Origin of the sequence: Bacillus seohaeanensis (assembly GCF_042684945.1) — a bacterium.
Taxonomy (GTDB): domain Bacteria; phylum Bacillota; class Bacilli; order Bacillales; family Bacillaceae_B; genus Rossellomorea; species Rossellomorea seohaeanensis.
This window is the reverse complement of record NZ_JBHUMF010000014.1, coordinates 31,102-55,107: the sequence shown is the minus strand read 5'-3', so window position 1 is coordinate 55,107 and position 24,006 is coordinate 31,102. Positions and strand designations below refer to the sequence as shown.

26 protein-coding genes are annotated in these 24,006 nt (G+C 38.0%); 11 read left to right on the top strand and 15 right to left on the bottom strand.

Annotated elements, in window-relative coordinates:
• Positions 1-13: 13 nt before the first annotated feature.
• Positions 14-505: a hypothetical protein gene (locus ACFSUL_RS05935; protein ID WP_071413340.1), complete on the bottom strand. Its 492-nt coding sequence runs from the start codon at positions 503-505 to the stop codon at positions 14-16.
• Positions 502-879 (bottom strand): hypothetical protein, encoded by a 378-nt coding sequence (locus ACFSUL_RS05930; protein WP_071413339.1) that lies wholly within the window; start codon positions 877-879, stop codon positions 502-504. The genes ACFSUL_RS05935 and ACFSUL_RS05930 overlap by 4 nt, the downstream gene beginning before the upstream one ends.
• A gap of 489 nt (positions 880-1,368) precedes the next feature.
• On the opposite strand from ACFSUL_RS05930, the gene ACFSUL_RS05925 reads away from it, so the two are divergent.
• The 4 genes from ACFSUL_RS05925 (at position 1,369) to ACFSUL_RS05910 (ending at position 5,790) form a co-directional block, all read left to right on the top strand.
• On the top strand, positions 1,369-3,120 hold the full coding sequence (locus ACFSUL_RS05925) for an alkaline phosphatase D family protein (protein WP_377933598.1): 1,752 nt from the start codon (positions 1,369-1,371) through the stop codon (positions 3,118-3,120).
• A gap of 132 nt (positions 3,121-3,252) precedes the next feature.
• A complete protein-coding gene (gene tatC / locus ACFSUL_RS05920; RefSeq protein ID WP_377933596.1) occupies positions 3,253-3,990 on the top strand; it encodes a twin-arginine translocase subunit TatC in 738 nt (245 codons plus the stop codon).
• Positions 3,991-4,115: 125 nt separating this feature from the next.
• On the top strand, positions 4,116-5,558 hold the full coding sequence (locus ACFSUL_RS05915) for an alkaline phosphatase PhoX (protein ID WP_377933594.1): 1,443 nt from the start codon (positions 4,116-4,118) through the stop codon (positions 5,556-5,558).
• A gap of 22 nt (positions 5,559-5,580) precedes the next feature.
• Positions 5,581-5,790: a twin-arginine translocase TatA/TatE family subunit gene (locus ACFSUL_RS05910; protein ID WP_071413334.1), complete on the top strand. Its 210-nt coding sequence runs from the start codon at positions 5,581-5,583 to the stop codon at positions 5,788-5,790.
• 242 nt (positions 5,791-6,032) lie between these two features.
• Here the strand turns inward: ACFSUL_RS05910 and ACFSUL_RS05905 are convergent, their stop codons facing one another.
• On the bottom strand, positions 6,033-7,082 hold the full coding sequence (locus ACFSUL_RS05905; RefSeq protein WP_377933592.1) for an NAD(P)/FAD-dependent oxidoreductase: 1,050 nt from the start codon (positions 7,080-7,082) through the stop codon (positions 6,033-6,035).
• A 187-nt stretch (positions 7,083-7,269) separates the two neighbouring features.
• Here ACFSUL_RS05905 and ACFSUL_RS05900 point away from each other — a divergent pair, with 187 nt between their 5' ends.
• The 4 genes from ACFSUL_RS05900 to ACFSUL_RS05885 all read left to right on the top strand — a co-directional run bounded on the left by ACFSUL_RS05900 (position 7,270) and on the right by ACFSUL_RS05885 (position 11,075).
• Positions 7,270-8,115 carry an ABC transporter ATP-binding protein gene (locus tag ACFSUL_RS05900; protein WP_071413332.1) on the top strand — a complete coding sequence of 282 codons (846 nt, stop codon included), beginning with the start codon at positions 7,270-7,272 and terminating at the stop codon, positions 8,113-8,115.
• Complete coding sequence (locus ACFSUL_RS05895) at positions 8,066-8,992, top strand: iron-hydroxamate ABC transporter substrate-binding protein (protein WP_071413331.1); 927 nt, start codon at positions 8,066-8,068, stop codon at positions 8,990-8,992. The genes ACFSUL_RS05900 and ACFSUL_RS05895 overlap by 50 nt, the downstream gene beginning before the upstream one ends.
• A gap of 68 nt (positions 8,993-9,060) precedes the next feature.
• Positions 9,061-10,071: a FecCD family ABC transporter permease gene (locus tag ACFSUL_RS05890; protein WP_377933589.1), complete on the top strand. Its 1,011-nt coding sequence runs from the start codon at positions 9,061-9,063 to the stop codon at positions 10,069-10,071.
• Positions 10,068-11,075 (top strand): FecCD family ABC transporter permease, encoded by a 1,008-nt coding sequence (locus ACFSUL_RS05885; protein ID WP_071413329.1) that lies wholly within the window; start codon positions 10,068-10,070, stop codon positions 11,073-11,075. Before ACFSUL_RS05890 ends, ACFSUL_RS05885 begins: the two co-directional genes overlap by 4 nt.
• A 214-nt stretch (positions 11,076-11,289) precedes the next feature.
• Here the strand turns inward: ACFSUL_RS05885 and ACFSUL_RS05880 are convergent, their stop codons facing one another.
• The 5 genes from ACFSUL_RS05880 to ACFSUL_RS05860 all read right to left on the bottom strand — a co-directional run bounded on the left by ACFSUL_RS05880 (position 11,290) and on the right by ACFSUL_RS05860 (position 14,981).
• On the bottom strand, positions 11,290-12,153 hold the full coding sequence (locus ACFSUL_RS05880) for an NAD(P)H-dependent flavin oxidoreductase (protein WP_377933586.1): 864 nt from the start codon (positions 12,151-12,153) through the stop codon (positions 11,290-11,292).
• A 552-nt stretch (positions 12,154-12,705) separates the two neighbouring features.
• Complete coding sequence (locus tag ACFSUL_RS05875) at positions 12,706-13,131, bottom strand: DUF2935 domain-containing protein (protein ID WP_071413327.1); 426 nt, start codon at positions 13,129-13,131, stop codon at positions 12,706-12,708.
• A gap of 172 nt (positions 13,132-13,303) precedes the next feature.
• Positions 13,304-13,816 carry a DUF4825 domain-containing protein gene (locus ACFSUL_RS05870; RefSeq protein WP_071413326.1) on the bottom strand — a complete coding sequence of 171 codons (513 nt, stop codon included), beginning with the start codon at positions 13,814-13,816 and terminating at the stop codon, positions 13,304-13,306.
• 263 nt (positions 13,817-14,079) lie between these two features.
• Entirely contained in the window at positions 14,080-14,643 is a 564-nt protein-coding gene (locus ACFSUL_RS05865; RefSeq protein WP_377933583.1) for a sugar O-acetyltransferase, read from the bottom strand.
• 20 nt (positions 14,644-14,663) lie between these two features.
• Positions 14,664-14,981, bottom strand: coding sequence for an MGMT family protein (locus ACFSUL_RS05860; RefSeq protein ID WP_377933581.1), 318 nt, complete (start codon positions 14,979-14,981; stop codon positions 14,664-14,666).
• Between the two features lie 154 nt (positions 14,982-15,135).
• Between ACFSUL_RS05860 and ACFSUL_RS05855 the strand changes: the two genes are divergently transcribed.
• Positions 15,136-16,941 carry a dihydroorotate dehydrogenase gene (locus ACFSUL_RS05855; protein ID WP_377933579.1) on the top strand — a complete coding sequence of 602 codons (1,806 nt, stop codon included), beginning with the start codon at positions 15,136-15,138 and terminating at the stop codon, positions 16,939-16,941.
• A gap of 57 nt (positions 16,942-16,998) precedes the next feature.
• Here ACFSUL_RS05855 and ACFSUL_RS05850 read toward each other — a convergent pair whose 3' ends face one another.
• The gene (locus ACFSUL_RS05850) at positions 16,999-17,415 is read right to left on the bottom strand and encodes a GNAT family N-acetyltransferase (RefSeq protein ID WP_377933577.1); all 417 of its coding nucleotides are present in this window, start codon (positions 17,413-17,415) and stop codon (positions 16,999-17,001) included.
• Positions 17,416-17,664: 249 nt separating this feature from the next.
• Here ACFSUL_RS05850 and ACFSUL_RS05845 point away from each other — a divergent pair, with 249 nt between their 5' ends.
• Positions 17,665-17,952 carry a hypothetical protein gene (locus tag ACFSUL_RS05845; RefSeq protein ID WP_377933575.1) on the top strand — a complete coding sequence of 96 codons (288 nt, stop codon included), beginning with the start codon at positions 17,665-17,667 and terminating at the stop codon, positions 17,950-17,952.
• 166 nt (positions 17,953-18,118) lie between these two features.
• On the opposite strand, the gene ACFSUL_RS05840 is transcribed toward ACFSUL_RS05845, so the two are convergent.
• The 6 genes from ACFSUL_RS05840 to ACFSUL_RS05815 all read right to left on the bottom strand — a co-directional run bounded on the left by ACFSUL_RS05840 (position 18,119) and on the right by ACFSUL_RS05815 (position 23,734).
• A complete protein-coding gene (locus ACFSUL_RS05840) occupies positions 18,119-18,751 on the bottom strand; it encodes a response regulator (RefSeq protein ID WP_071413320.1) in 633 nt (210 codons plus the stop codon).
• A complete protein-coding gene (locus ACFSUL_RS05835) occupies positions 18,744-19,793 on the bottom strand; it encodes a sensor histidine kinase (RefSeq protein ID WP_377933572.1) in 1,050 nt (349 codons plus the stop codon). Before ACFSUL_RS05835 ends, ACFSUL_RS05840 begins: the two co-directional genes overlap by 8 nt.
• The gene (gene liaF / locus ACFSUL_RS05830; protein ID WP_377933570.1) at positions 19,790-20,521 is read right to left on the bottom strand and encodes a cell wall-active antibiotics response protein LiaF; all 732 of its coding nucleotides are present in this window, start codon (positions 20,519-20,521) and stop codon (positions 19,790-19,792) included. Before liaF ends, ACFSUL_RS05835 begins: the two co-directional genes overlap by 4 nt.
• A gap of 118 nt (positions 20,522-20,639) precedes the next feature.
• Complete coding sequence (locus ACFSUL_RS05825; RefSeq protein ID WP_071413317.1) at positions 20,640-21,290, bottom strand: PspA/IM30 family protein; 651 nt, start codon at positions 21,288-21,290, stop codon at positions 20,640-20,642.
• A gap of 143 nt (positions 21,291-21,433) precedes the next feature.
• The gene (locus tag ACFSUL_RS05820; RefSeq protein ID WP_071413316.1) at positions 21,434-21,781 is read right to left on the bottom strand and encodes a lmo0954 family membrane protein; all 348 of its coding nucleotides are present in this window, start codon (positions 21,779-21,781) and stop codon (positions 21,434-21,436) included.
• A gap of 171 nt (positions 21,782-21,952) precedes the next feature.
• Positions 21,953-23,734, bottom strand: coding sequence for a M3 family oligoendopeptidase (locus tag ACFSUL_RS05815; RefSeq protein ID WP_377933567.1), 1,782 nt, complete (start codon positions 23,732-23,734; stop codon positions 21,953-21,955).
• 134 nt (positions 23,735-23,868) lie between these two features.
• Here ACFSUL_RS05815 and ACFSUL_RS05810 point away from each other — a divergent pair, with 134 nt between their 5' ends.
• Positions 23,869-24,006 carry a hypothetical protein gene (locus ACFSUL_RS05810; RefSeq protein ID WP_377933565.1) on the top strand — a complete coding sequence of 46 codons (138 nt, stop codon included), beginning with the start codon at positions 23,869-23,871 and terminating at the stop codon, positions 24,004-24,006.

Here is a 24,006-nt window from a genome sequence, read left to right as displayed (position 1 = left end):
TTCCTCTATCAAACTACTTAAAAATAATGGAAATAACCTCGTCCATCTTCATTCCACTCTCAATTTCAAAAGTGCCAGGCCGTAAATCGTTCTCAAGCCCTCTCTTTTCTACTTCTTTATAAAACTCCATTCCACTATCAATGACTTTTCCTCGCTCTAAAGCATTTCCGACATCAATACTTGTCATACCGGAGGAAACTGTCAATATCGTTCGGTATATAACCTTTTCATCACTCTTTTTGTCCGCTTTCTTTTCTGCTTTTTCTTCCGTTTTCTCATTTACGGCGGCAATCTGCTGATTCCATTCATCTTCTGTCTGGATAACAAAACCTTTAGATTCCAACTTTTTGATCAATTCGTCTTCTGTAAGTTTTTCGGACTTAACTGTTTCCGCCGATTTTTCCGTGCTTTTTGCTTTCGAAGAGTCAGAGAAATATACCGCACCAGTTAAAGTCGCTGCGACTAAAAGGCCTACTGCAAAACTACGCAAGGAATTAGGTGTCATTGTTCTCCCATGCTCCTTTCAAGCTTTTTTGTCGTGTAGGGAGCAAGCATCCGCTTTACCTCACTGGGTGTAAGCTGTTGTTCTGATGCGATGCTTTCAAAAGAATATCCTCGTTTCTGCATGTTAAGCATTTCACGTAGCAGGATGCGTTCTTCCAAATTTCCTCCTAATGCCCCCAACTGCTGGACTGTAATTTCTTCATCTATTTCAATATTCCGAACCTGCTCCCGGAGCTCATGAACTTCATCCTTTATTGAAAAAGAAACTTGTTCAATCTGTTGCTCAAGAGCTGATTTAGATTGCTTCGTTTTAAAAAACGACATAATGAGCAGCACAACTGCTGAACCGAATAAAATGGCTATTACCCATCCCATTAAATAGTCCTCCTCTATATAAATCTACGATATAAATTATACCTTGATAGATAAAAGAATTCGACTTTAAACGACAAAACCCTACAATAGTCCTGTTTTGGTGATAGAGTATCGCTTTTAAGCTGGTTCACATTGGTCTACTGTATATGAATAGATTTTGTGGTTTTGGAAAACTGGCTTATCTACTGAGTCAGTAACCGGATATATGGAAGTGAAAATAAAAAAATATTTAGTTTTTGTTTAGCAATTGTAAATAATATTAGGACAGAAGGACCAAGAATAAGGAATGAATTTATCAACTACACCCATCACACTTCATATAAAAAGATAAGTAGACAACCTAGCTAATTCTATCATCCTATTAGGTTAATACCTCTTTTAACTTTCAATTAAATTCTCATCTTTACTTTTATTAACAATCTATTAATAAATACATTCTATAATAGGAGCTGATTCAAACAATAGGGATGCAGAAAGGAGTAAGATGACATGACTAAGGAAAGATCAATGGATGAATTGATTCAAAAATTTAATGAAACAACATTGCAAAAGGACGTCGATAGACGAGGGTTTCTTCAAGGGGCTGGAAAAATTGCTGGTATTTCTCTAGCTGCAGTAATCGCTCAATCTATGGGGGGAATTAAGGTTGATGCAGCACCAAAGTTTAGCAACTATCCGTTCTCTCTTGGTGTTGCCTCCGGTGATCCTCTACCCGATGGTATCGTTTTATGGACGAGAATAGCTCCAGAACCACTCAAAGGAGGAGGAGCTCCCTCTCGTAACATCCCTGTACATTGGGAGTTAGCAAAAGATGAACACTTTCGCCATATTGTTCAACGTGGCACTGAAATAGCGAGACCTGAATTGGCCCATTCCATCCACGTTGAAGTGGAGAACTTGCATTCTGACACCGTCTATTTCTATCGTTTTAAAGTTGGTCAGGAATATAGTCCAGTAGGGAAAACGAAAACACTTCCAACAAGTGGTACCCATGTTTCTAGTCTTAGTTTTGCATTTGCCTCCTGCCAACAATATGAGCACGGTTACTATACAGCCTACAAACATATGGCTAAAGAAGATCTCGATCTGGTTTTCCATCTTGGAGACTACATATATGAATATGGGCCGAATGAATATGTGGCGAGTTCAGGTAATGTTAGAACCCACAGTGGACCAGAAATTAAGTCACTAGAGGATTACCGGAATCGCCATGCCCAATATAGAACCGATGAGAATCTGCAATCCGCTCATGCTGCTTTTCCATGGATTGTGACTTGGGATGATCATGAAGTGGAAAACAACTATGCAAATAAAATTCCTGAAAAGGGACAATCCGTAGAGGAATTTGTAAAACGACGCATAGCTGCTTATCAGGCGTATTACGAACATATGCCTCTTCGCCAATCATCAATGCCTCATGGTGCTGACATGCAGTTGTACCGCAGTTTTTCATATGGGGATCTAGCAAACTTCTTTGTATTGGACACTCGCCAATACCGCTCAGACCAAGCAAATGGAGATACGAGTTCTCCACAAACACCAGAATCATTGGACCCATCCCGGTCCCTCCTAGGTGATGAACAGGAGGATTGGTTGCTTAATAAGCTTGATAAAACACAAACAAAATGGAATGTACTAGCACAGCAAATATTCTTTGCAAAACGGAATTATGGTCCAAGTCCGGACGAGCCCCTATACAGCATGGATGGTTGGGATGGTTATACTCCGTCCCGTCAGCGAATTACAGACTTCGTTCACCGTAAAGGCATGAATAATCTAATCGTACTGACAGGTGACGTGCATGCGAGCTGGGCATCTAATTTACTAGCAGACTTTGAGGATTTAAAATCTCGCATACTGGGAGCCGAATTTGTTGGAACATCTATTACGTCTGGTGGAAATGGAGCGGATAAACGTGCTGATACCGACCGTATTTTAGAACAGAATAAACATATCAAGTTCTTTAACGATTTTCGTGGTTATGTTCGCTGCCAAGTTACACCTACACAATGGAAAACAGATTATCGTGTCCTTCCATTTGTCTCAAAACCAGGTGCAGATATTTCTACAAGAGCTTCTTTTGTATATGAGAAGGACCAAGCAGGACTGAAGGAAGTGTCTGCAACTGTTATTCCACAAGGTAAGCAAAGATCCACTGAAATAGAAGAAGATCGTCATCGAGCCCATGGTCGTGCACATCAAAGACAATTAGAGAGAAAGCAATCTAAACAAACAAATTAAAAAATGCCTCGATAATTCGATTGTGAAGATAACAAAGAAAAAATAGAAAAAGACAAGACCAGCTTAACTTCTGTGGAGAAAGAGTAGGTGGAAACTCGTCTATTTCTTTTTTAAGAGAGGGAGGAGCATTCCATGGAAGATAAAAACATACAGCTTATTGGTCATTTAGAAGAACTTAGAAACAGAATAATTATAACCTTACTAGCATTCATTAGTTTTCTTATCGCAGGCTTTGTATTTGTCAATCCGATTTATAACTGGCTTATAAGAGATCTTGATACGAAGCTTGCAGTCCTTGGACCAAGTGATATTCTTTGGATTTATCTAATGATCGCATCTATCATTTCCCTGTCCGCAACTATCCCAGTTGCAGCCTTTCAGGTCTGGAGATTTGTATCTCCTGCGCTGAGTATAGAAGAAAAGAAGGTAACTTTAAGATTCATCCCAGCTTTATTTTTTCTATTTATATTTGGGCTAGCTTTCGGTTATTTTCTCTTGTTTCCGATTGTACTAGGATTTTTAACATCCCTCTCAGCAGGACAGTTTGAGATGATGTTTACTGCGGATAAATATTTCCGCTTTATGCTGAACCTGACACTTCCTTTTGGATTATTATTTGAGATGCCTATGGTTGTACTCTTTTTAACGAGAATAGGAATTCTGAACCCAATTAGATTAAAAAAGGCAAGAAAGATGTCCTATTTTGTACTGATTATTGTTGCTGTGCTAATTACCCCTCCTGATTTTCTATCAGATCTACTTGTGATCTTGCCTTTGCTAGTTTTGTATGAAATTAGTATCAGCTTGTCTAATATAGTGTATAAAAAACGATTGAAACAGGAGGAATCCATAAAAAGAACAGTTGCTTGATGATTACAATAATTACCCACATTAATAGTAAACGAACAATAGTTATCTATTTAGTTAATACTCATCTATAAGTTTATTTATAGACTTAATCTTAGAAGAAGATTTCCCGATAGGAGGTATCGTTAATGAGCAACAAATTCAGTAAAAATATGAATAGACGTGACTTTCTAAAAGTTGGCGGAATGAGCACGGCAGCAATAGCACTTAGTACAACTGGAATGCTTTCATTGGGTGAGAGCAACGCATTAGCAGCACCAAAGAAATCAAAGCGGTCACTCAGTGGATATGGTCCTTTAGTAAAAGATCCTGGTGGAATCCTCGATTTGCCTAGAGGGTTTCAATACCGAATCATATCTGAGGAAGGAGGCAAACTGTCTGACGGTAGACCAATACCTGAAAAGTTTGATGGGATGGCCGCATTCGAAGGCCCACGTAACTCTACGATTCTAGTACGTAACCATGAGCTAAGCGGAAACACTAAATATCCTGTAATAGGTAGGAATCCATACAATAAAGATAATACAGGCGGAACGACAACACTTATTGTAGATGCTAATCGCAAAATAAACAAAGAGTACGTCTCTTCTGCAGGTACAATTCGAAATTGCGCAGGAGGTTCAACTCCATGGGGCACCTGGCTAACCTGTGAAGAAACCCTAGAAGAAGGGCACGGCTATGTTTTCGAAGTAGACCCTCATGACCCGGAAAATAAATTGTCAAAGACGCCAATTAGGGAAATGGGTGCATTTTCACATGAAGCGACTGCCATTGACCCTGCTACTGGAGTGGTGTACCTGACAGAAGATGCTGGACCTAGTTATCTTTATCGTTTTATCCCAACCGATCGTAGCCAAAGGATAGGCGCTCTGCAAAAAGGAGGTACCCTGCAGGCTGCAGCAATTGAGGAAATGAGTTCTATTAACACGAGCCAATTTTATACGGGACAAAAATATGGAATCGTTTGGAAGGATGTTGATCCAGAAAAACCTACCCTAGAAGCGGGACAAAAAGGCTGTATTCAGTTTAGCCGCTTAGAAGGCGCTTATTTCGAAGGCGGAGTGTTCTGGTTTGACGATACTTCTGCAGGTGATAAAAACTTTGGGCGGGTATATCGTTATATCCCTTCTACCAATACGCTAGAACTGTTCTATGAATCAACAGCAACCAACGATTTAGAAATGCCTGATAACATTTGCATTACTCCATGGGGAGACTTATGGGTTTCAGAGGATGGCAGCGGAGTTGACCGAATAATTGGCATGACCCCCGAAGGAGAAACTTACATCTTCGCCGAAAACAAACTTAATGACTCGGAGTTAGCAGGTCCCACCTTTTCCACAAAAGGTGATACCTTTTTCGTGAATATCCAAACCCCTGGCATAACCTTTGCAATTTGGGGACCTTTCGCACGAAGAAATGCTGGACGCAGAAGGCAAATGGGACACGCAGCCCCACCAAAACAATATACACCACAACTTTCGGACAAGCTTATCGCATTTGCAGAAACCCAAGGAATATCTGATCTTGAAGCCGCCGCACTTCAGCGTCACGGTATGCCAATTTTATAAGTTATGATAGGAGGTAAAACAAATGTTACAAAACATCGGAATTCCCGGCTTAATACTCGTGCTCGTTATTGCTTTAATCATCTTTGGTCCTTCTAAACTTCCTGAAATCGGCCGTGCATTTGGAAGTACTTTAAAAGAATTTAAACATGCAACGAATGACCTTATGAATGGGGAGAATGAAAAGAAGAAACCACAAGATGAGAAGAAAGAAAAAAGTAAGACGATTAGCTAAAAGATTTGTGGAAGGTGTAAACTAGGTGCAAACCGTTTACACCCTCTTTTTACAATAAATTTATCAATATATTAAAAGCAAGGTGATTTGGAGCAACATTTTAATGGTAACAACTCCATTTAGCACTATATAAAAAAGTAAATCGAGTAGGAAATCAATTGATCTCCTACTCGATTTACTTTTTTGTGTTATTACACATTAATAAAACTACTTAACTGAAAAGTGTACGAAAATACTATTAACTATTTCACCATCTGCCTTACCAATTCTCTATTCCGCTTCTTAAACACTTCATTATGAGAAGATACCATAGCAACCTTTTCAGCGCTTGGTTGGATGTATTGTTTCGCTTTGTTTACTGCGTTGGCTGCATCCTGAAATGCGCCAGCAATTAAGTTTACTTTTCCATCATGCTTTAAAATGTCTCCAGCAGCATAAAGGCCTTCAATCGAGGATTCACTAGTTGAATTACCAGCAATAAAATATTGATCTTCCATTTCAATATCAAGGTCACTATTACTTAATAATGCCGTATCACTTTCATAGCCATGACTGATAATTACTTCATCAATTGGCAAAATGGAAACCTCACCTGTTTGGTTATTTGTCAGTTCGACCTTCTCAATGACCTCGTGATTCTCTGATGCTACTAACCTTGTAATAGACGTATTCAAGCAGCAAATTGCTGAGCTATTCATTAATTGCGTACATTGCGATTCATGCCCTGCTAAACAACCTTTTCGATACGATACATACACTTTCTTGGCAATAGACACTAATTCATTGGCCCAATCGACTGCCGTATTTCCACCACCAGAAATGATGACGGTTTTATCTTTGAAATACCGTAACGATTTAACGGTGTAGTTTAAATTAGACACCTCAAACCGCTCTGCCCCTTCTATCTTTAACTTTTGTGGATTTAATATCCCACTACCAACCGCAACGATGACTGTTTTAGAAAAATGTTTTTGTCCAGAAGCAGCTTGTAAAACGAAGATACCTTCTTCATTACGACTGATAGATTCTATTTTTTCATTTAGGACCACTGTTGGATCGAACGTTAGCCCTTGTTTCACTAATTGTTTAATTAAATCCGCTCCTGATGTAGGCGTTAATCCCCCCACATCCCAGATCATTTTTTCAGGATAAACATGAATTTTCCCACCTAATTCAGGTTGATACTCAATAATCTTTGTTTTCATTTCTCTTAGTCCACTATAAAAAGTAGAATACAGCCCAGCAGGACCTCCACCTATCACCGTAACATCATATAGTTCTTCACGATCCATTTCCGTTCACTCCTCACAATCAATCAACCGTGATTGATTATCATTCTCAAATAAATATAACCCATTTTCGTTTAATTTTCAATATTTTCATACAAAGAAAGAATTGACAATATAAAAAGATAGAATTATAGTTATTAAAGAATGTTATTGAGAATCATTATCACCAAATTCAAAAGGAGGTTACATGATGGTTCGTCTCTATACAAATGACTTAAATATCGGCTACGGTGAACGTTTAATTGTAAAAGACCTTAATATAGAAATCCCCGATAAAAAAATCACCACCATTATTGGGCCAAATGGTTGTGGAAAATCTACATTGTTAAAAGCCATTACACGTATTATTTCTCAACAATCTGGAACGGTTTTTTTAGATGGAATGGATATTTCAAAAGAAAATACAAAAATACTTGCTAAAAAAATGGCTATTTTACCGCAAACCCCAGAAAGTGCAAGTGGATTAACAGTCGGCGAGCTTGTTTCTTATGGCCGCTTTCCTTTTCAAAAAGGTTTCGGTCGTTTAACAAAGCGCGACTACGAAATCATTGATTGGGCACTAGAAGTTACCGGCACTATTGACTATAAATTTCGGTCTGTCGATGCGTTATCAGGAGGTCAACGACAACGCGTGTGGATTGCGATGGCATTAGCACAAGAAACAGAAATGATTTTCCTTGATGAACCAACAACCTACTTGGATATGGCACATCAATTGGAAGTGTTAGAACTTTTGCAAAAGCTAAATGTCGAACAGGAACGCACAATTGTTATGGTACTTCATGATTTAAACCAAGCAGCGCGCTTTGCTGACTATATCATTGCTTTAAAAGATGGGGAAATTGTCAAAGCTGGAAGTTGTGAAGAAGTTATCAACCGTGATGTATTAAAAAAAGTATTCCATATTGATGCAGAAATCGGGCGTGACCCTCGTACGGGCAAACCAATGTGTATCACCTATAATTTATTAAAAGGAGAAAACAAAAATGAAAAAACTATTGATACCTTTCACTCTCTTGCTACTGCTAATGCTTAGTGCTTGCGGTAGCAGTGACTCAGCAGAAAAAGAAGACACTGCAACAAAAGATGAAAACAAATCAGAGACGGTTACATACGAATCAGAAACTGGACCTGTGGAAGTTCCTGCTGACCCACAGCGAGTAATCTTACTTTCTGGTTTCACAGGTAATGTACTGGATTTAGGCGTAAATATCGTTGGTGTTGATAAATGGTCTAAAATGAATCCTCGTTTTGAAGAAGAACTAAAAGACGTGGAAGAGGTATCAGATGAAAGTCTAGAAAAAATTATTGAATTAGAACCAGATTTAATCATTGGCCTATCCAATATTAAGAACATTGATAAATTGAGTGAAATTGCTCCTACTGTAACATATACATGGGGGAAATTAGATTATTTAACACAGCACATCGAAATTGGAAAGCTCTTAAACAAAGAAAAAGAAGCAAAAACATGGGTTGACGACTTTAAAAAGCGTGCACAAGCCGCTGGAGAAGAGATTAAAGCAAAAATCGGCGAAGATGCAACCGTATCTGTAATTGAAGGCTCTACTAAGGAGCTTTACGTTTTCGGTGATAACTGGGCACGCGGAACGGAAATTTTATACCAAGCAATGAACTTGAAAATGCCTGAAAAAGTGAAGGAATCCGCAGTTGAACCAGGATACTATGCAATCTCAGCAGAAGTTCTTCCTGAGTACGCTGGAGATTATATCATCTTTAGTAAAAATCCAGACGCTGACAACTCCTTCCAAGAAACTGAAACATACAAAAATATTCCAGCTGTTAAAAACAATCATGTTTTTGAACTTAATGCAAAACAGGCCTCTTTTAGTGATCCACTCACATTGGATGCACAGCTGAAATTCTTTAAAGAATCCTTTCTAGGTAATTAATACAACAGGAGAGATTTATTTTACTAAATCTCTCCTTTCCAATTCTATGATAGAAAGATGAGAAACCGATGACAAAAGAAACTCAACACTTCATCCCATTTACATATAAATTGATAGCGGGAATCCTCGTATTTATTAGTATGTTTGTTGCTGCGATGGTGTTTGGAGCAGCAGACATCACCATCAAGGATGTTTGGTTAGCACTTACCTCTGATGCTTCAGGTAGTGATATTTCCATTATCCGTGAAATCCGCTTGCCACGTGAAATCGCGGCAATTTTTGTCGGGGCAGCTTTAGCCGTTTCTGGTGCTATTATGCAAGGGATGACGAGGAACCCACTTGCTGACCCAGGTTTACTTGGATTAACAGCTGGTGCAAATGCTGCACTGGCCATTACCATTGCACTGATCCCTGCAATTAACTACTTCGGTACTATGATTGCTTGCTTTATTGGGGCAGCTTTAGGAACACTGATGGTTTTCGGAATTGGCTCAATGAAAAAAGGTGGCTTTTCCCCTTTTCGAATCGTATTAGCAGGTGCAGCTGTTTCTGCATTCCTAACTGCTGTCGCAGAAGGCGTTGGACTTTACTTTAAAATCTCCAAAGACGTCTCAATGTGGACTGCAAGTGGACTGATTGGAACTTCTTGGAGCCAACTTCAAGTAATTATTCCAGTTATTTTAATTGGTATACTAATTTCCTTATTCCTTTCAAGACAGCTGACGATTCTTAGTTTAAATGAGGAAGTTGCTGTTGGGTTAGGACAAAAAACCACTCAAATCAAAGTAATTCTTTTTATTATTATTATTTTTCTAGCTGGTGCTTCTGTTGCACTTGTAGGAAATATGGCATTTGTCGGGTTGATGATTCCTCATATCGTCCGTGGTATTGTAGGTACTGATTACCGTTTTATCCTACCGATGTCGGCTATTCTAGGAGCTACCTTTATGTTATTGGCAGATACACTTGGTCGAACCATAAATGCTCCGTATGAAACACCTGTTGCGGCAATTGTTACAATAATGGGGCTTCCTTTCTTCTTGTTTATCGTCCGAAAAGGAGGTAAAGCATTCTCATGATTCATCCCGCTTTAATAAAAAAACAACGAATTATCTTCTGTATGTTAATCGTTCTTATTCTATTGACCATTATTATCGGGTTGGGAATTGGCTATTCTTCTGTATCTTTTGACAGGCTTATTCCAACGGTTCTTGGACAAGGTACATTTAAGGAAGAATTTGTTCTATTTTCTATAAGGTTACCGAGAATCATCATTATTCTGCTAGCAGGTATGGCTCTTGCATTATCCGGAGCTATTTTACAAGGAATTACCCGAAATGACTTAGCGGATCCTGGTATTATTGGAATAAACTCTGGAGCGGGCGTTGCTATTGCTATTTTCTTTTTGTTTTTTCCTATAGAAGTAGGTTCCTTTGTTTACATGCTGCCACTTGTTGCATTTGTCGGTGCTTTAGTAACTGCAGGTCTTATTTATCTATTTTCTTATAGTAAAACGGAAGGACTTCAACCAGTAAAATTGGTGTTAACTGGTGTAGGGTTTTCATTAGCACTTTCCGGAGTAATGATTGTACTAATTTCATCAGCTGAACGTATGAAGGTAGACTTTATTGCTAAGTGGTTGTCCGGAAATATTTGGGGTACTGACTGGCCTTTTATCCTCGCTCTCCTGCCATGGCTAGTAATACTGATTCCATTTACCTTATACAAGGCAAATCGTTTAAATCTACTTGGCCTAAGTGAGCAAGTGGCAATCGGCGTGGGAGTATCCATTGAAAAGGAACGGATTGTATTACTGATAGCAGCAGTTGCATTAGCAGCTTCCGCCGTTTCTGTCACAGGTGGCATTGCTTTTGTCGGACTAATCGCACCACATATTGCAAAAGCTTTAGTAGGACCGAGAAATCAACTATTTATTCCAATTGCTATTTTGATTGGTGGCTGGCTTTTATTACTTGCTGACACAATTGGGCGCAACTTAGTAGAGCCTGCCGGAATTCCAGCAGGGATTATGGTTTCATTAATTGGTGGACCTTATTTTGTGTATTTATTATTGAAAAAGTAAGTAAAGAGTGGATACGTCATGTATGGAAAAAAGAAAGCTATTGTAAACGCTAATTGTATTAGGATTTCGTACAGGACCAAACTACAACTATTTGAAACGAGATGTATAGTGTTTTAGGATACTGACCATAATGATAACGTATTCCCCTATTCACAAGCCCCCGCTTAATGAAGCGAGGGCTTTTTTTTACAATAAGTAAATTGAAATGGATAAATCAGTCATTAGAAGCGTTCACCTGACTGGTTTGAAGTAAGTTATCCCTCGCCTCGACATACTCTCGATGGAGCTTGTCTACGAATGTTGCAGCGCTAGTGACTTCATTAATAGCCCCTATACCTTGACCACTTCCCCAAATATCCTTCCACGGCTTCGACTTCGTATCTCCCCCAAAACTCATCTTAGATGGGTCGCTTTCAGGAAGATCGTCAGGATCCAACCCTGCTGCTCGTATGGATGGCGCAAGATAGTTTCCGTGCACACCAGTAAAGAGGTTACTATAAACAATGTCATCAGACGTACTATCTACGATTGCTTGCTTATACTCTTCTGCAGCACGCGCTTCATGTGTGGCAATGAAAGGCGAGCCGATGTAAGCAAAGTCTGCTCCCATCGCTTGGGCAGCCAGAACCGAATTTCCGTTAGCAATCGCCCCAGCCAAAGCAAGCGGACCGTCGAACCACTGACGAATTTCTTGAACCAATGCAAACGGGCTCTTCACACCAGCATGACCGCCAGCCCCTGCGGAAACGGCAATCAACCCATCTGCACCTTTATCAATTGCTTTGTGTGCAAATTTGTTATTGATCACGTCGTGCAAAACAATTCCTCCGTAGCTGTGAGCTGCGGCATTTATATCCTCGCGTGCCCCTAGAGATGTAATAATAATAGGGACTTTGTACTTTGCACATAATTCCATGTCTTGTTCAAGCCGATCATTGGACTTGTGTACAATTTGATTAATGGCAAACGGTGCGGCTGGTCGAGCTGGATTGCGTGCGTTGTAGGATGCGAGTTCCTCTGTAATCTCTGCCAACCATTCCTCAAGTAAAGAGGCAGGTCTAGCATTCAGTGCGGGCATGGATCCAACAACCCCTGCCTTGCATTGCTCGATCACTAGCTTAGGATTACTAATAATGAAAAGTGGTGAGGCGATGACGGGAATGCGCAATCCTTCAAGTATTGATGGAATTTTTGACATAATTCACTATTCCTCCATTCAAACGGTTAAATTTTAAATGCTGACTCTAGCTACGTAACATAAATAAGCTTCTAAATCTTTTTGTATGCAGTCTAAAAAGCTCTCCATAAAGCACAAAATGCGCGGTGTTTTATTCTATTTCCCTTCGTTTTTTGAGAAATCTGAAGACAGACCAGTTAGTATGCTTAACTCAAAATTTACAGTATCTCTCAGAATGTTGTCAATGATTATTCTGATATTTCAAAAGAATATGTAAAGTTCAGAACTTAAAACAATAGTTTAAAACGTCACCTAGCACTTTTAAACGCTTGATCTGCATGGAATCTTCCATCACAAGTGGAACTCCCACATCATCAAGGGATGTGGGAGTTTATATTTTTCTAGATTGTAATCGATAACCATCCTACTCTTCGTTAAAAACAAGAGTTAAAATTACTGCTGATATAAAATCGTTTGCGCAACTCCAATAAAATACTCTGATTCCACAATAATATGATTTAAAACAACTTTTGCTGTTGGATTGGTGCTGATAGGTTCACTTTTTTCCATAAGTGTACGGCAGAAATTAATAAACTGTTCACTCTGGTGTAAGCAAAAGGAAATAAGCTGCATAATATCTTGATAGAGTGCCTGAGAAACTTGTCCTTGCGAACGGTTAACCGTTTCAATATACCTTATTACTCGCTGATGTGCCTTAGCAAACTCTTTTTCCCACTCCTTTAATGCCTCTACATACTTCTGTTCAAGATTCCCTACAAGTTCCCTAATAACAACAGTATGTTCCTCTTCTTGATGTTTCCAAAATTCAGCCTCATCAAGTACACGCAACGGCATCTGGTTTCCATAGTAATACTGCACTAGTAACCCTCCATCCTATTTATTCCTCATTTACTATATATGTAATAAACTTTGGAATAAGAACTTATGCGTTTTTCTTATAAGGGTCCTGCTGTGGATGGGAATATCCCTTGAAAAAGACAAAAAGCTAGTTTGATAGAAGTCCTATCAAACTAGCTTTTCACTGGAGGGGTTATTCCGATATTTTTTCTTTAATACTATTGAAGGTATCTTTATTCCATGATTGAAAATCTATTTCTAATTCATTTGATAATTCCTGTCGATTAATCGTATGGGAGACATCTTTTTCTGATATGAATAAAACATCAACCGTTTCTAAGTTCGGGATTAACGAGAATAGAATTGCGCTATTAAAGCGCACATTTCGTTCCTGGTTTTCTTCCTTATACCAATAGTTAGCTGCTTCTTCCTTTTCCTCACTATACTTAGCTAGATCATACTCTATTTTCAAACTGTTTGAGGTTAATTCTATTTGCTTCTCGATTTGTCCTGCTGCGAGTTCTGATACTATATTGATAACATCTGAGTTGTTGCCTATCGTCGTTTCTTCTAAACTAGAAAGGTCATCAAAGCTGATATCTTCTATTGTTTTAGAGTTTTCCTCTTCCTTATTAGAACAAGCAAGAAGGGAGAATAAGGCTAGGATAAATACGAATGCAAGCTTATAAATTTTACATTTTCTCATAAGAACGCTCCTTTAATTAATCGTTAGGTCGATAGAATCTGATATACTCTCTTTCTCTATTTTTTTCACAGAGGTATTTTCTATCTTATAGATACCATTTCCTCTATAGAAAAAGCAATATATATAATTGATGAATCTCCTTCTGTGAAATATCTTTCTTTTCATTTTTAACTTTGATTTCTATCTGTTTAATACAATCTTTAAGTCTCTTTTCTTCTCTTTAAAATTTCAAAACAAAAACTAATTTTTTACATTTCATCACTCTAGTATACTTCGATTTGTTTTATTATTTTTGCCGGATTCCCGCCAACAACAACACTATTAGGCACATCTTTTGTTACCACTGACCCAGAGGCAACAACGACATTATCACCTATATGAACACCAGGATTTATTACCGACTTCCCACCAACCCACACATTATGACCGATAGTAACTGGCTTTCCATATTCTAATCCAGCTATTCGTTCCAGTGGATTTAACGGATGCGTAGCTGTATATATATGTACACCCGGAGCGATAAAACAATTGTCTCCTACTCGGATTTCGCATACATCTAAAAATGTACAATCAAAGTTCGCAAAAAAGTTTTCCCCAACATGAATGTTAGAGCCATAATCACAATGAAAGTTTGGCTCAATAACTAAAGTTTCTCCCGTTGAACCAAAGAGTTGTTTTAATAGATCCGTCCTTTTATTATCTTCTGTTTCTAATGTTTGATTATATAGTCTGGTAAGTCCTCTTGCTTTATTGCGTTCTTTTACAAGTCCTGGGTCCGCTGGATTATACAATTCACCCGTCAACATTTTTTCTTTTTCTGTTTTCATTATTGTACTCCTTTATACGTTTATTTTTGTCCTTCTGGGTGGTGTAAATAAACATCCAAATTTACTTTATTATCTTTTGTAAATTTAATTCCTTCACTTTCTAATGATAGCTTTTGAACATGAAAGAGATCATCCTCTTTCAAACCGATTTCCCCTTTCGAATTAATCACTCTATGCCAAGGAAGTTGGTATTTTTTACTCATAGAATGAAGAATTCTCACCACCTGTCTTGCTCCTCTAGGGCTTCCCGCTATTCTAGCAATCTGCCCATACGTCATCACTTTTCCTTCTGGAATACTTTGAATAATTGTCAATGCACGTTCGGTAAATGACTCCATATTAATCCTTTCTGAAAGCCTAGTATTCTTTATTAAGTGCTTTGTTTCTCATTATGTATTCTGCAGTTTAATTTTTCAAATTGATAGAGCACTCCTGACAATCATTATTTCAATGTTAAAATACATGTATAAACTTTTTTGAGAGGGTGAACACATGCCAGATTGGTCCTATCATCAACTATTTAAACCTGCCCTGTCACTTCTTCCTCCTATTTACTCTAGGGAGTTTATTCATCGCGGAATGAGTACAATCGCCTCTTTACCTGGCGGACACCATATTATAAATTTTCTTGGTCGTGAGGAAAGTTCAAAGCTGCTACAAAAGAATATAGCAGGAATTCAGTTCCCCAATCCAGTAGGTTTATCAGGAAAAATTGACCCCTTACTTTCGGGAACAAATGCATTTGTAAACCTAGGATTCGGTTTTATTGAAGTGGGTCCGATAACGCTGCGGCAAAAAACAAGTGAAGAGCCACCTATTGTTGATAAGGAACACGAAACCATCCACTTCTCTCACGGAGACTCAATAGATTTGAATCAAACGATACAAAAGTTAAAACGCATCCGCTTTAAACAACCCGTTTTGATTAGGCTCTCTGGGACAATGAAAGACCTGCAGGAAATGATAAATGCATTGGAGGATTATGCAGATTGTTTTGTTCTATCCTATTCTGAACTCGATAGAAATCCAAAAGATTTTTTACAAACGGAGAAACCTATTTTTCTAGCTGTTCCAGTGGAAGAAGCATTTAATGTGCCTATTGAAGAAATGAAAAACTTTTTATCGGGAATTATTTTAGAAGAAATGCCTCGTGAAAAAAATAAACTTTCCCACAGCAAACTGATAGAAACTGTTCTTAGTTTTAAGAAACAAAATCCTACTTTTCCCATTATAACTGTCGGTGGAATTATAGAGCCTTCTAATGCTTTAACATTGATGGAAGCAGGGGCAGATTGTGTCATGTTATCTAGTGGGTATGTATTTTCCGGTCCGGGGCTTACAAAACGAATCAATGAAGCATTACTACAAGAAAAGGAACCTAAAGAAACGGAATACAAAGGATGGAGCTGGTATTGGCTGTTTGGATTTTCAATTTTTCTTGGAGGCATTATTGCGTTAATCTTCAGCTTGACTACTGTTATTTTGCCATATGATGAAACATTTTTAGGGATGAAAAAAGAGTCATTACTGTTATTTAATAAACGAATCTTATTGTTTATGGCCCATGATCGAATGACATTAGCCGGAACAATGATTTCAGGTGGAATCGTCTACATGAGTCTTGCCCGTTTTGGCATTCGACGAGGACTTCTTTGGGCAAAACAAGCAACAGATTTTGCAGCGATTATTGGATTTCTTGGTATCCTACTATTTATCGGTTATGGCTATTTTGACTGGCTACACCTCTTATTTTGGGTAGTCTTACTACCGTTCTATCTACTTGGATTTGTTAAAACAAAGAAACTCGAAGATACACCGACATCCTACAACAGGAAGAATCATTCCATTTGGAAAAGAAGTTTAATCGGACAGCTTGCTTTTGTCATGCTCGGATTTTCCTTCGTTCTTGGTGGAATTATTATCTCATGGGTAGGCGTAACATCTGTATTCGTCCCTACTGACATTTTTTATATTTGTATGTCACCAGAAATGCTTGACAGCTTCAATCAAAAGTTGCTCCCTGTAATTGCACATGACCGTGCTGGATTCGGAAGTGCATTATTAAGTGTCGGCTTGCTTGTCTTAACAGTGTCTCTCTGGGGATTCCAACAAGGTAATAAATGGATATGGTGGACATTATTCATTGGCGGGCTTCCTGCTTTTATCGCGGGAATTTCCATTCACATTGCCATTGGTTATACGACATTTATTCATTTGCTACCTGCCTATATTGCGATTGGTTTATTTATGATTGGTCTGTTTTATTCTTATAAGTTCTTTCACATGAAACAGGAGTAGCAGAAGCATGGTTGTAGCTTCTGCTATTTTTGTAGATATTCCATTAAAGGTTTCATCCTATAGCCTTTTCTCCAAAAAGTATTGACTACCGCCCTTTGGAAAGTCTTGGAGTCTCCCAAACTCTTTAAAACCAAGCTTTTTATAAAAGTCCGGAGCCTGAAAATGGAACGTATCAAGTGTAATTAGGTAGCACTCTTTCTCTTTCGCATACCCTTCCATTTTTTCTATCAACTGACTTCCATAACCACCTTTTCGACACTCCTCCGAAACCCACAAGAAATCAATATGTAAGTGATACCAAAACATTGTTCCCGTAACACCACCTACGATTTCTTCTTGATCATTCCTTAAAACAAAACTGACATTTTCCAAAGGTGTTTTCACTTCATCCGAGATTTGAGTCATATTATACTCTATCAATTTCCTTCGTATGTAATCACTATCTTCTTGATTCCATTGCTGAGATATTCTCATTATTTCTCCTCCCCCTCTATTAGGAATAAAAGTATATCATATTTCTGAAAATTCTTTTTGCTATTAGCTATAGTCTAAGCGAGTTTTTTGCTTTTTTGTCCAAAAGCAGGGAATTCTGCCCGACTAATCTTAGAGTTATCTAGAAACTCACACTATTATCCATTTAGTAAAAAACCATGCAATCCCTCACTAAAGTACAAGCACAAATCCTGTCTTTCTACATACTATTTGAATAGGAGGTGTATGGTCGTGCTCTCTCGAATAAAGTGGTTGTCCTTTTCGATTGAATTATTTTTAGCTGTCCCTATTTTTGGGAATATTGCTGGTGATGCTATTCCTTTTCTTCTTTGTCTTGTTGCCTTTTGGCATTTGAGTGTGCTTTTCATTTCAAAATCTGAAGATCAGCCCATACTGGGAAGTGTATTAGGTATCATTTCTTCCTTCCTAAACTTCTTCCCGATTATTCGGTTAATCGCCCATGCAATTACGGCTATTGTTCTGATCTTTGAAATTCAAAAGGCTCCTGGCATGGAGTAAGGAATACTTAGCTATAAATAGGAGGTCCGTCCCCACATTATGGGACGGATTTTTTATGGAACTACATAAAAAAGGAAGGCCCCCTCTCACGTTTTCCGACTTCAATGGGCTAATTCGCAAAATAAAATTGCCCTCAAAAGGAAAAAGACACCTTTTGAGGGCAATTTTATTTTACTAAGTCATGTTTAAATGCATAGATAACAGCCTGAGTTCTGTCCTGTACTTCTAATTTCCCAAGAATGTTACTTACATGTGTTTTGACTGTTTTTAGTGCGATGAATAGTTCATCGGCAATTTCTTGATTTGTTTTTCCTTGTGCCATGAGAAGGAGGATTTCTCGTTCTCTATTCGTTAGTTCTTCATGGAGTTCAGTTACTGTTTTTTTTCTCATTTTCGTCATCATTTTGCCTGTGACTTCAGGCTCCAGTATGGATTGTCCATTATATGTTTTTCGAACGGCATCTGCTATTTCACTTGCTTTAGATGTTTTCAGCATGTAGCTTGTTGCTCCAGCTTCTAATGCTGGATATACCTTATCATCATCTAAAAAGCTTGTTACGATAAGTATTTTCGCTTCTGGCCATGCATCAATAATTTGTTTCGTCGCTTCAATTCCATCCATTTCTTTCATCACGAGGTCCATTAGAATAATATCTGGTTTTAGTTCTAATGCAAGCGTAACCCCTTCTTTTCCATCGGCTGCTTCTCCAACTACTTCAATATCAGCCTGAGCAGAAAGGTAAGAAGATACTCCGATTCGTACCATTTCATGATCATCTACAAATAACACCTTAATCATCGCTTTCACCTTCACTCCCGACAATCGGTACTTTGACTTCTAGTCTTGTTCCCTTATTTACTACACTAACCATTTTTAACGTACCACCAATTTCAATTGCTCGTTCTCGCATATTTTGGAGACCGTATGAGCTTGTTGTCTTTGACTCATTAGTATCAAATCCGACACCATCATCAGAAACCTTTAGGATAATGAGCGATTCGCGTATTAGTAAGCGAACATCCAATGTCGTTGCTTTTGCATGGCGCAATGTATTCGATACAGACTCTTGTAGAATCCGAAAAAGATGATCTTCAATCCCTTTGTCTAGCTTCATCTCTTCAATTTTCCATTCTATCTCAATAGGAACCTTTTGTGCTAATTCGACTAGGAGCTCCTTCATTCCTTCTTGCAATGTTTTCCCCTTTAATGCAACAGGGCGTAAGTGCATAAGTAATGCCCTCATCTCTAGTTGTGACTGCTGAATCATTTGCTCCACCATGTTAAGCTGTTTTTCTTCTTGCGGTGTTCTGCTTGGTGAAGGGGTTTCCGCAATGGCTGACATTAACATCGATGCTGCAAAAAGTTGTTGGCTAACGGAATCATGAAGCTCTCTTGCTAATCTATTTCGTTCTTGTGAAACAATTTCCTGTATTCTTTTCTCTTGTTCCTCCGCTTTTTCATTGGCAAGCTTTTGTGAATACTTCGTTTGCTCCACTATATGTTTTTGCAATTGCTCCATTCTTTTCCATACCACATTCATTTCGGAAGAATTCGTATCAGGTATTGGCAAGGTTTTTCCATGCTCTACTTGTAAAAGAGCACCTTCAATATCATGAAGCTGCTTTTTGCTTGAAAGTCCGGCGCTTAAACCGAAACCAACTCCTACAATTAAACAACAACCGGTAATAAACAAAATGGCTGGTACATCCATTATTTCTAGTTTCCAAAGCAGTGACCAATTTTCTAATGGGAATAAATAGAAATACGATATAGAAAGAACTAAAAGCAAAATAAAGGAAAATAACAATCCGACTAGTATTTGTCTCCCAACCGTACTCATATTCTTTTCACCTCTAGGTCTCCAACTAGCATAGAGGTAATTATTTTCACTCTTTGAGTAGCTGCTTCGTAACCTGGTGTCTGGTAGTAAAGAGATTTATTTAGCGCCTTCGGTTCAGCTTGCTCCAGGATTTCAATGGAACCGACCATAATCGAATGATGGACACTTATTTCCACATCATATGGTACGAGAATTTCGATGTTTCCAATTGAATTTCGGATTGAAACTACCGAAGTTCCTTTTGGCAAAACCGTATTACTTAGATCAATTACTGAATCACCAACTCCACCTTGAATATTAATATCATTCCATTCATATACTTGCTCAGGTGTTCGCTTCGTACCAAACCAAATATTTTGAATAAGTGATTTTTTCATGAGAAGTGGTTCATCGCCTTGAGTAAGTGTTTCTTTTATGTCCGGCACTAGATATTTGGGGTGTTTTTTTGAATCAGCAAATTTTAGAATAATAAAAATTAAGAGTCCAAAAATCAAAAACTTGAATGCAACGGTGTTCAACACATTTATGGTCAAACTGATAATTCCAAACCATAAAAGAATTTTTCCTAATGTACTCGAATGCCTCTTTTTACCTGCATAAATACAAAAGGCAGCAAAAAACAGAAAGAAAAGGACTCCCCCATCATAGAAAGATACTTCTAGTACGATTAATAATATTCCAACTAAAATAATCCAGCTTATCCCATCTGTTTTCATTCGATTTATCATAGGGAGTCCTCCTTTCTTATATGTATAAGATAGTTTATTTAAAGCTATAACGAGCGGAGGACGATTTGTCGTTAGCTGACCAAATCGCCCTGTGCTCTAATTAGAATACCATGTTTTATTAAGAAATGGAGACTGTTTCGTCTTTTTTCATTTCTTTTTCTAACTTCTCAATTTTGGCATCAATAGTGTTTCGGTAATAAGCGGAGTTCACACCATATTCTAGTTGTTCTAGATACGATTCAATTTCCTCAAATTTAGAAAATCTTTGATCTGCATATTCGGAGCTTGTATTTAAGACTTCATTCATTTTCATATGAGCTCTTGTCATATTTTCTTTGCCCATAAGCTCCATTCTTTTATAGTGCATCTCTTTTAGTTTATGTTTCATTTCTACATACTTACGCTCTAACTCTTCTAGTTGTCCTTCAGCCTGATTTTTAGATTCAATAATTTTTTCTACTCTATCCTCATAATATTTCTGTTCTGAAAGCGTAAATTCATATAGCTCCGTTTCTCCTGCTTTCGAAGCAATTTCCGCTTGATACTTTCTTTTCTCTACAAGTCTCGCCGCTTGTTTATATTCTTTATTAAATTCTTCTTTTAATAAGTACTGGCGCTCTATCAATTTTTTTACTTTCTCAACCTCTTGTTCACATTGTCTTAAATATTGATTCAACAACGCAATTGGGTTTTTCTTTTCCTTTTTATCTAGTGCTTCATGTAAGTCAGAAGTAATCGTATTTTTAATTCTTTCAAATAAGTTTGCCATTAGTATCTCTCCTTCGATTATTTATGCGGTAAATGAGGAACCGCTATTTATTTTTTATTAAAGGGAGGTTTTGGTATAACTCCCCGTGAAACTAGTAGTTGGTCCATTAGTTATTAGCGAAACATTTGCTGACAACTGGCGTATTAATAGTCTTTCTTTAACTGAGACCATTCTTTTTCAAAGTTAGTGAATGGATCAGATGTTTCAACTGTTTCCTTTTCAGCTTTTTTCCAATTTCTAATAACAACATACAAGATGTAGATTGCTACTAGACCAAGAATTGCTGGAACATTTCCAATTGAAATAGTTAATGCTGCTAATCCAATAAGCCCCCACATTACTTTTGAAAAAGTAGTTTCTGCCTTTACAAATTCCTTAAAGGAGTAGTAAAGAATTAACAAGCTTAACGCTAACCCTACCATTGGTCCTAAATTTGCTAATAAGATAATTGCAGCAATTCCTCCTGCAATAAACAATCCGAATTTCTTCATCGTTGTTTCCTCCTTTCTTCTATGTCTCTATACTACCTATTTTTCGAATTTCCCATAACGAGCTCTAGCTTTATTTTCCTCTAAGACTAGAGGCTTAGAAGAGATAAGACTTACTGAAAAAGGTCCGTCCCCCATTGCTTTAAAGCAACGAGGGACGGACCTCAAAAGCGTTTATTCTGTTAACTTTAAGAATTCTTCTGCGTCTTGAATACATAGCTTGATCCCTTTTTCCCAGAAGGCTTCTTTCGTAATATCTTCTCCTAAGTGTTTCATGGCAAGCTCCTCTACACTCATGATGGCTGTGTCACGAAGTAGTGCCATATATTTTTCTTCATAGTTTTCATTTGTTTCTAGTGCCTTTGCATAGATACTCAACGAGAATAAATATCCGAATGTGTACGGGAAGTTATAAAATGGAACATCTGTAATATAGAAATGGAGCTTGGATGCCCAGAAACGCGGGTGAATTTCCCCTAATGAATCAGCAAACGCTTCCCGCTGCGCTTCTTCCATTAATTCATTTAAACGATTGGCCGATACCATTCCAGTTTTTCTTTCTTCATAAAAACGATTCTCGAAAAGGAATCGTGCATGGATATTCATGAAGAACGCGACGCTACGCTGAAGTTTGTCTTCTACCAAAGCAATTTTTTCTTCTTTTGTTGAAGCTTCTTTTACAGCCGCGTCCGCTACAATCATTTCCGCAAATGTGGAAGCTGTTTCTGCTACGTTCATCGCATAGTTGCGATTTAACATATCCATTGGTTTCAAAGCATAGGAGTGGAATGCATGCCCTAGCTCATGTGCAAGTGTGGAAACATTAGACATCGATCCAGAATAAGTCATAAAAATTCGTGACTGATCACTTTGTGGAAATGATGTACAAAATCCCCCTGGACGTTTGCCAGCACGATCTTCCGCCTCAATCCATGATTCATCAAATGCTTTTTCAGCGAACTGGGCCATTTCTTTTCCAAAACGTGAGAAATGTTTTAGGATGAACTGGGCTCCTTCTGTGAATGACATTGTATCATTAGACTCTGCTACTGGTGCATCTTGATCGTACCAATCCAATTTTTCCTTACCTACTATTTTGGCTTTCCGCTGTAAATACCCGACAAAGGGTGCTTTGTTTTTAGAGATAGCTCCCCACATTGCATCTAATGTCTCTTGCTTCATTCGGTTGTATTCAAGCGGTTCCTTGAGAACGTCTTCCCAGCCTCGTTTTTTGTAAACATTTAAACGGAAACCCGCTAAATGATTTAATGTTCTAGCAAAAAGCTCCTCATTCTCTTTCCATGCTCCTTCTAGTTTATCGAAGATTTCTTTTCTAACCTTTTCATCTGGACTTGATAGTAAATTATTCGCTTGACCAACAGATAGCGTTTTGCCTTCATAAGAAATTGACATTGCCCCAACAATCGTATCGTACATTTGTCCCCAGCCATGATAGCCATCAACAGCAAGAGCTTGAATCAATCCCTCTTCTTCACTAGAAAGCTTGTCTTTTGCTTTTTGTCTCCATTCCTCTAGAACAAACTGGATTTCTTTTAGCTTGTCATGTTGTAGTAACCCTTCCCACACCTCTTCACTTGCATCAGCAAGCTGCTGTTGAAATTTTGTAAACGAAGATTGAAACTCTGCGCTAATTGAAGTTAACTCACCTCTAAGTGCATCTGCTTTTCGGTCATGCATATTTTGTGCTTCTAAACAGCTAATAAATGCCCCAGCCTGGCGTAAATACAGAATCACTTCTTTTGCTTCTTCAATTAACCTTGCAACCAACTTAGCATCACCTGATGATTGCGGCGGGTGGAAAGCAACAGCATTTTCTTCAAAATGATTCTTTTTCTCTTTCAATGTCTCCAAATGCTCTCTAAATTCCTTCGACTCACTTCCACCTTTAAAAAATACATCTAAGTCCCATACATCTGAATATGTAGTTGCGCTCATAAGTAGTCCCCCTATAATTGTATTCTTCTTTATCATAGTCATTATCTTTAGATTATTCTAGAAATATTACTTTTTTCTCTTCCGAATAAAACAACCTCCTTCCCACAAAATAACTATATGGAGGTGTTTTGTATATGACGAAAAACAAAGGCAAAAACGTTACAGTTGTCGGTACTGATATTGATGAAGTAAAGTACCTCAATCAACACTCCGGTCTCACCTACAATCAAGTAAAGGAATTACTAGCTGAAAGATATAATGAAAAACGATAA

Coding starts and splice junctions, on each gene's coding strand:
- ACFSUL_RS05815 (WP_377933567.1), bottom strand. CDS start 23,734: ATGAGCGCAACTACATATTCAGATGTATGGGACTTAGATGTATTTTTT.
- ACFSUL_RS05825 (WP_071413317.1), bottom strand. CDS start 21,290: ATGGCAAACTTATTTGAAAGAATTAAAAATACGATTACTTCTGACTTA.
- ACFSUL_RS05890 (WP_377933589.1), top strand. CDS start 9,061: ATGACAAAAGAAACTCAACACTTCATCCCATTTACATATAAATTGATA.
- ACFSUL_RS05870 (WP_071413326.1), bottom strand. CDS start 13,816: ATGAGAAAATGTAAAATTTATAAGCTTGCATTCGTATTTATCCTAGCC.
- liaF (WP_377933570.1), bottom strand. CDS start 20,521: ATGATAAATCGAATGAAAACAGATGGGATAAGCTGGATTATTTTAGTT.
- ACFSUL_RS05835 (WP_377933572.1), bottom strand. CDS start 19,793: ATGAGTACGGTTGGGAGACAAATACTAGTCGGATTGTTATTTTCCTTT.
- ACFSUL_RS05820 (WP_071413316.1), bottom strand. CDS start 21,781: ATGAAGAAATTCGGATTGTTTATTGCAGGAGGAATTGCTGCAATTATC.
- ACFSUL_RS05930 (WP_071413339.1), bottom strand. CDS start 879: ATGGGATGGGTAATAGCCATTTTATTCGGTTCAGCAGTTGTGCTGCTC.
- ACFSUL_RS05925 (WP_377933598.1), top strand. CDS start 1,369: ATGACTAAGGAAAGATCAATGGATGAATTGATTCAAAAATTTAATGAA.
- ACFSUL_RS05935 (WP_071413340.1), bottom strand. CDS start 505: ATGACACCTAATTCCTTGCGTAGTTTTGCAGTAGGCCTTTTAGTCGCA.
- ACFSUL_RS05810 (WP_377933565.1), top strand. CDS start 23,869: ATGACGAAAAACAAAGGCAAAAACGTTACAGTTGTCGGTACTGATATT.
- ACFSUL_RS05840 (WP_071413320.1), bottom strand. CDS start 18,751: ATGATTAAGGTGTTATTTGTAGATGATCATGAAATGGTACGAATCGGA.
- ACFSUL_RS05855 (WP_377933579.1), top strand. CDS start 15,136: ATGCCAGATTGGTCCTATCATCAACTATTTAAACCTGCCCTGTCACTT.
- ACFSUL_RS05915 (WP_377933594.1), top strand. CDS start 4,116: ATGAGCAACAAATTCAGTAAAAATATGAATAGACGTGACTTTCTAAAA.
- ACFSUL_RS05850 (WP_377933577.1), bottom strand. CDS start 17,415: ATGAGAATATCTCAGCAATGGAATCAAGAAGATAGTGATTACATACGA.
- ACFSUL_RS05860 (WP_377933581.1), bottom strand. CDS start 14,981: ATGGAGTCATTTACCGAACGTGCATTGACAATTATTCAAAGTATTCCA.
- tatC (WP_377933596.1), top strand. CDS start 3,253: ATGGAAGATAAAAACATACAGCTTATTGGTCATTTAGAAGAACTTAGA.
- ACFSUL_RS05880 (WP_377933586.1), bottom strand. CDS start 12,153: ATGCCCGCACTGAATGCTAGACCTGCCTCTTTACTTGAGGAATGGTTG.
- ACFSUL_RS05865 (WP_377933583.1), bottom strand. CDS start 14,643: ATGAAAACAGAAAAAGAAAAAATGTTGACGGGTGAATTGTATAATCCA.
- ACFSUL_RS05905 (WP_377933592.1), bottom strand. CDS start 7,082: ATGGATCGTGAAGAACTATATGATGTTACGGTGATAGGTGGAGGTCCT.
- ACFSUL_RS05910 (WP_071413334.1), top strand. CDS start 5,581: ATGTTACAAAACATCGGAATTCCCGGCTTAATACTCGTGCTCGTTATT.
- ACFSUL_RS05895 (WP_071413331.1), top strand. CDS start 8,066: ATGAAAAAACTATTGATACCTTTCACTCTCTTGCTACTGCTAATGCTT.
- ACFSUL_RS05885 (WP_071413329.1), top strand. CDS start 10,068: ATGATTCATCCCGCTTTAATAAAAAAACAACGAATTATCTTCTGTATG.
- ACFSUL_RS05900 (WP_071413332.1), top strand. CDS start 7,270: ATGGTTCGTCTCTATACAAATGACTTAAATATCGGCTACGGTGAACGT.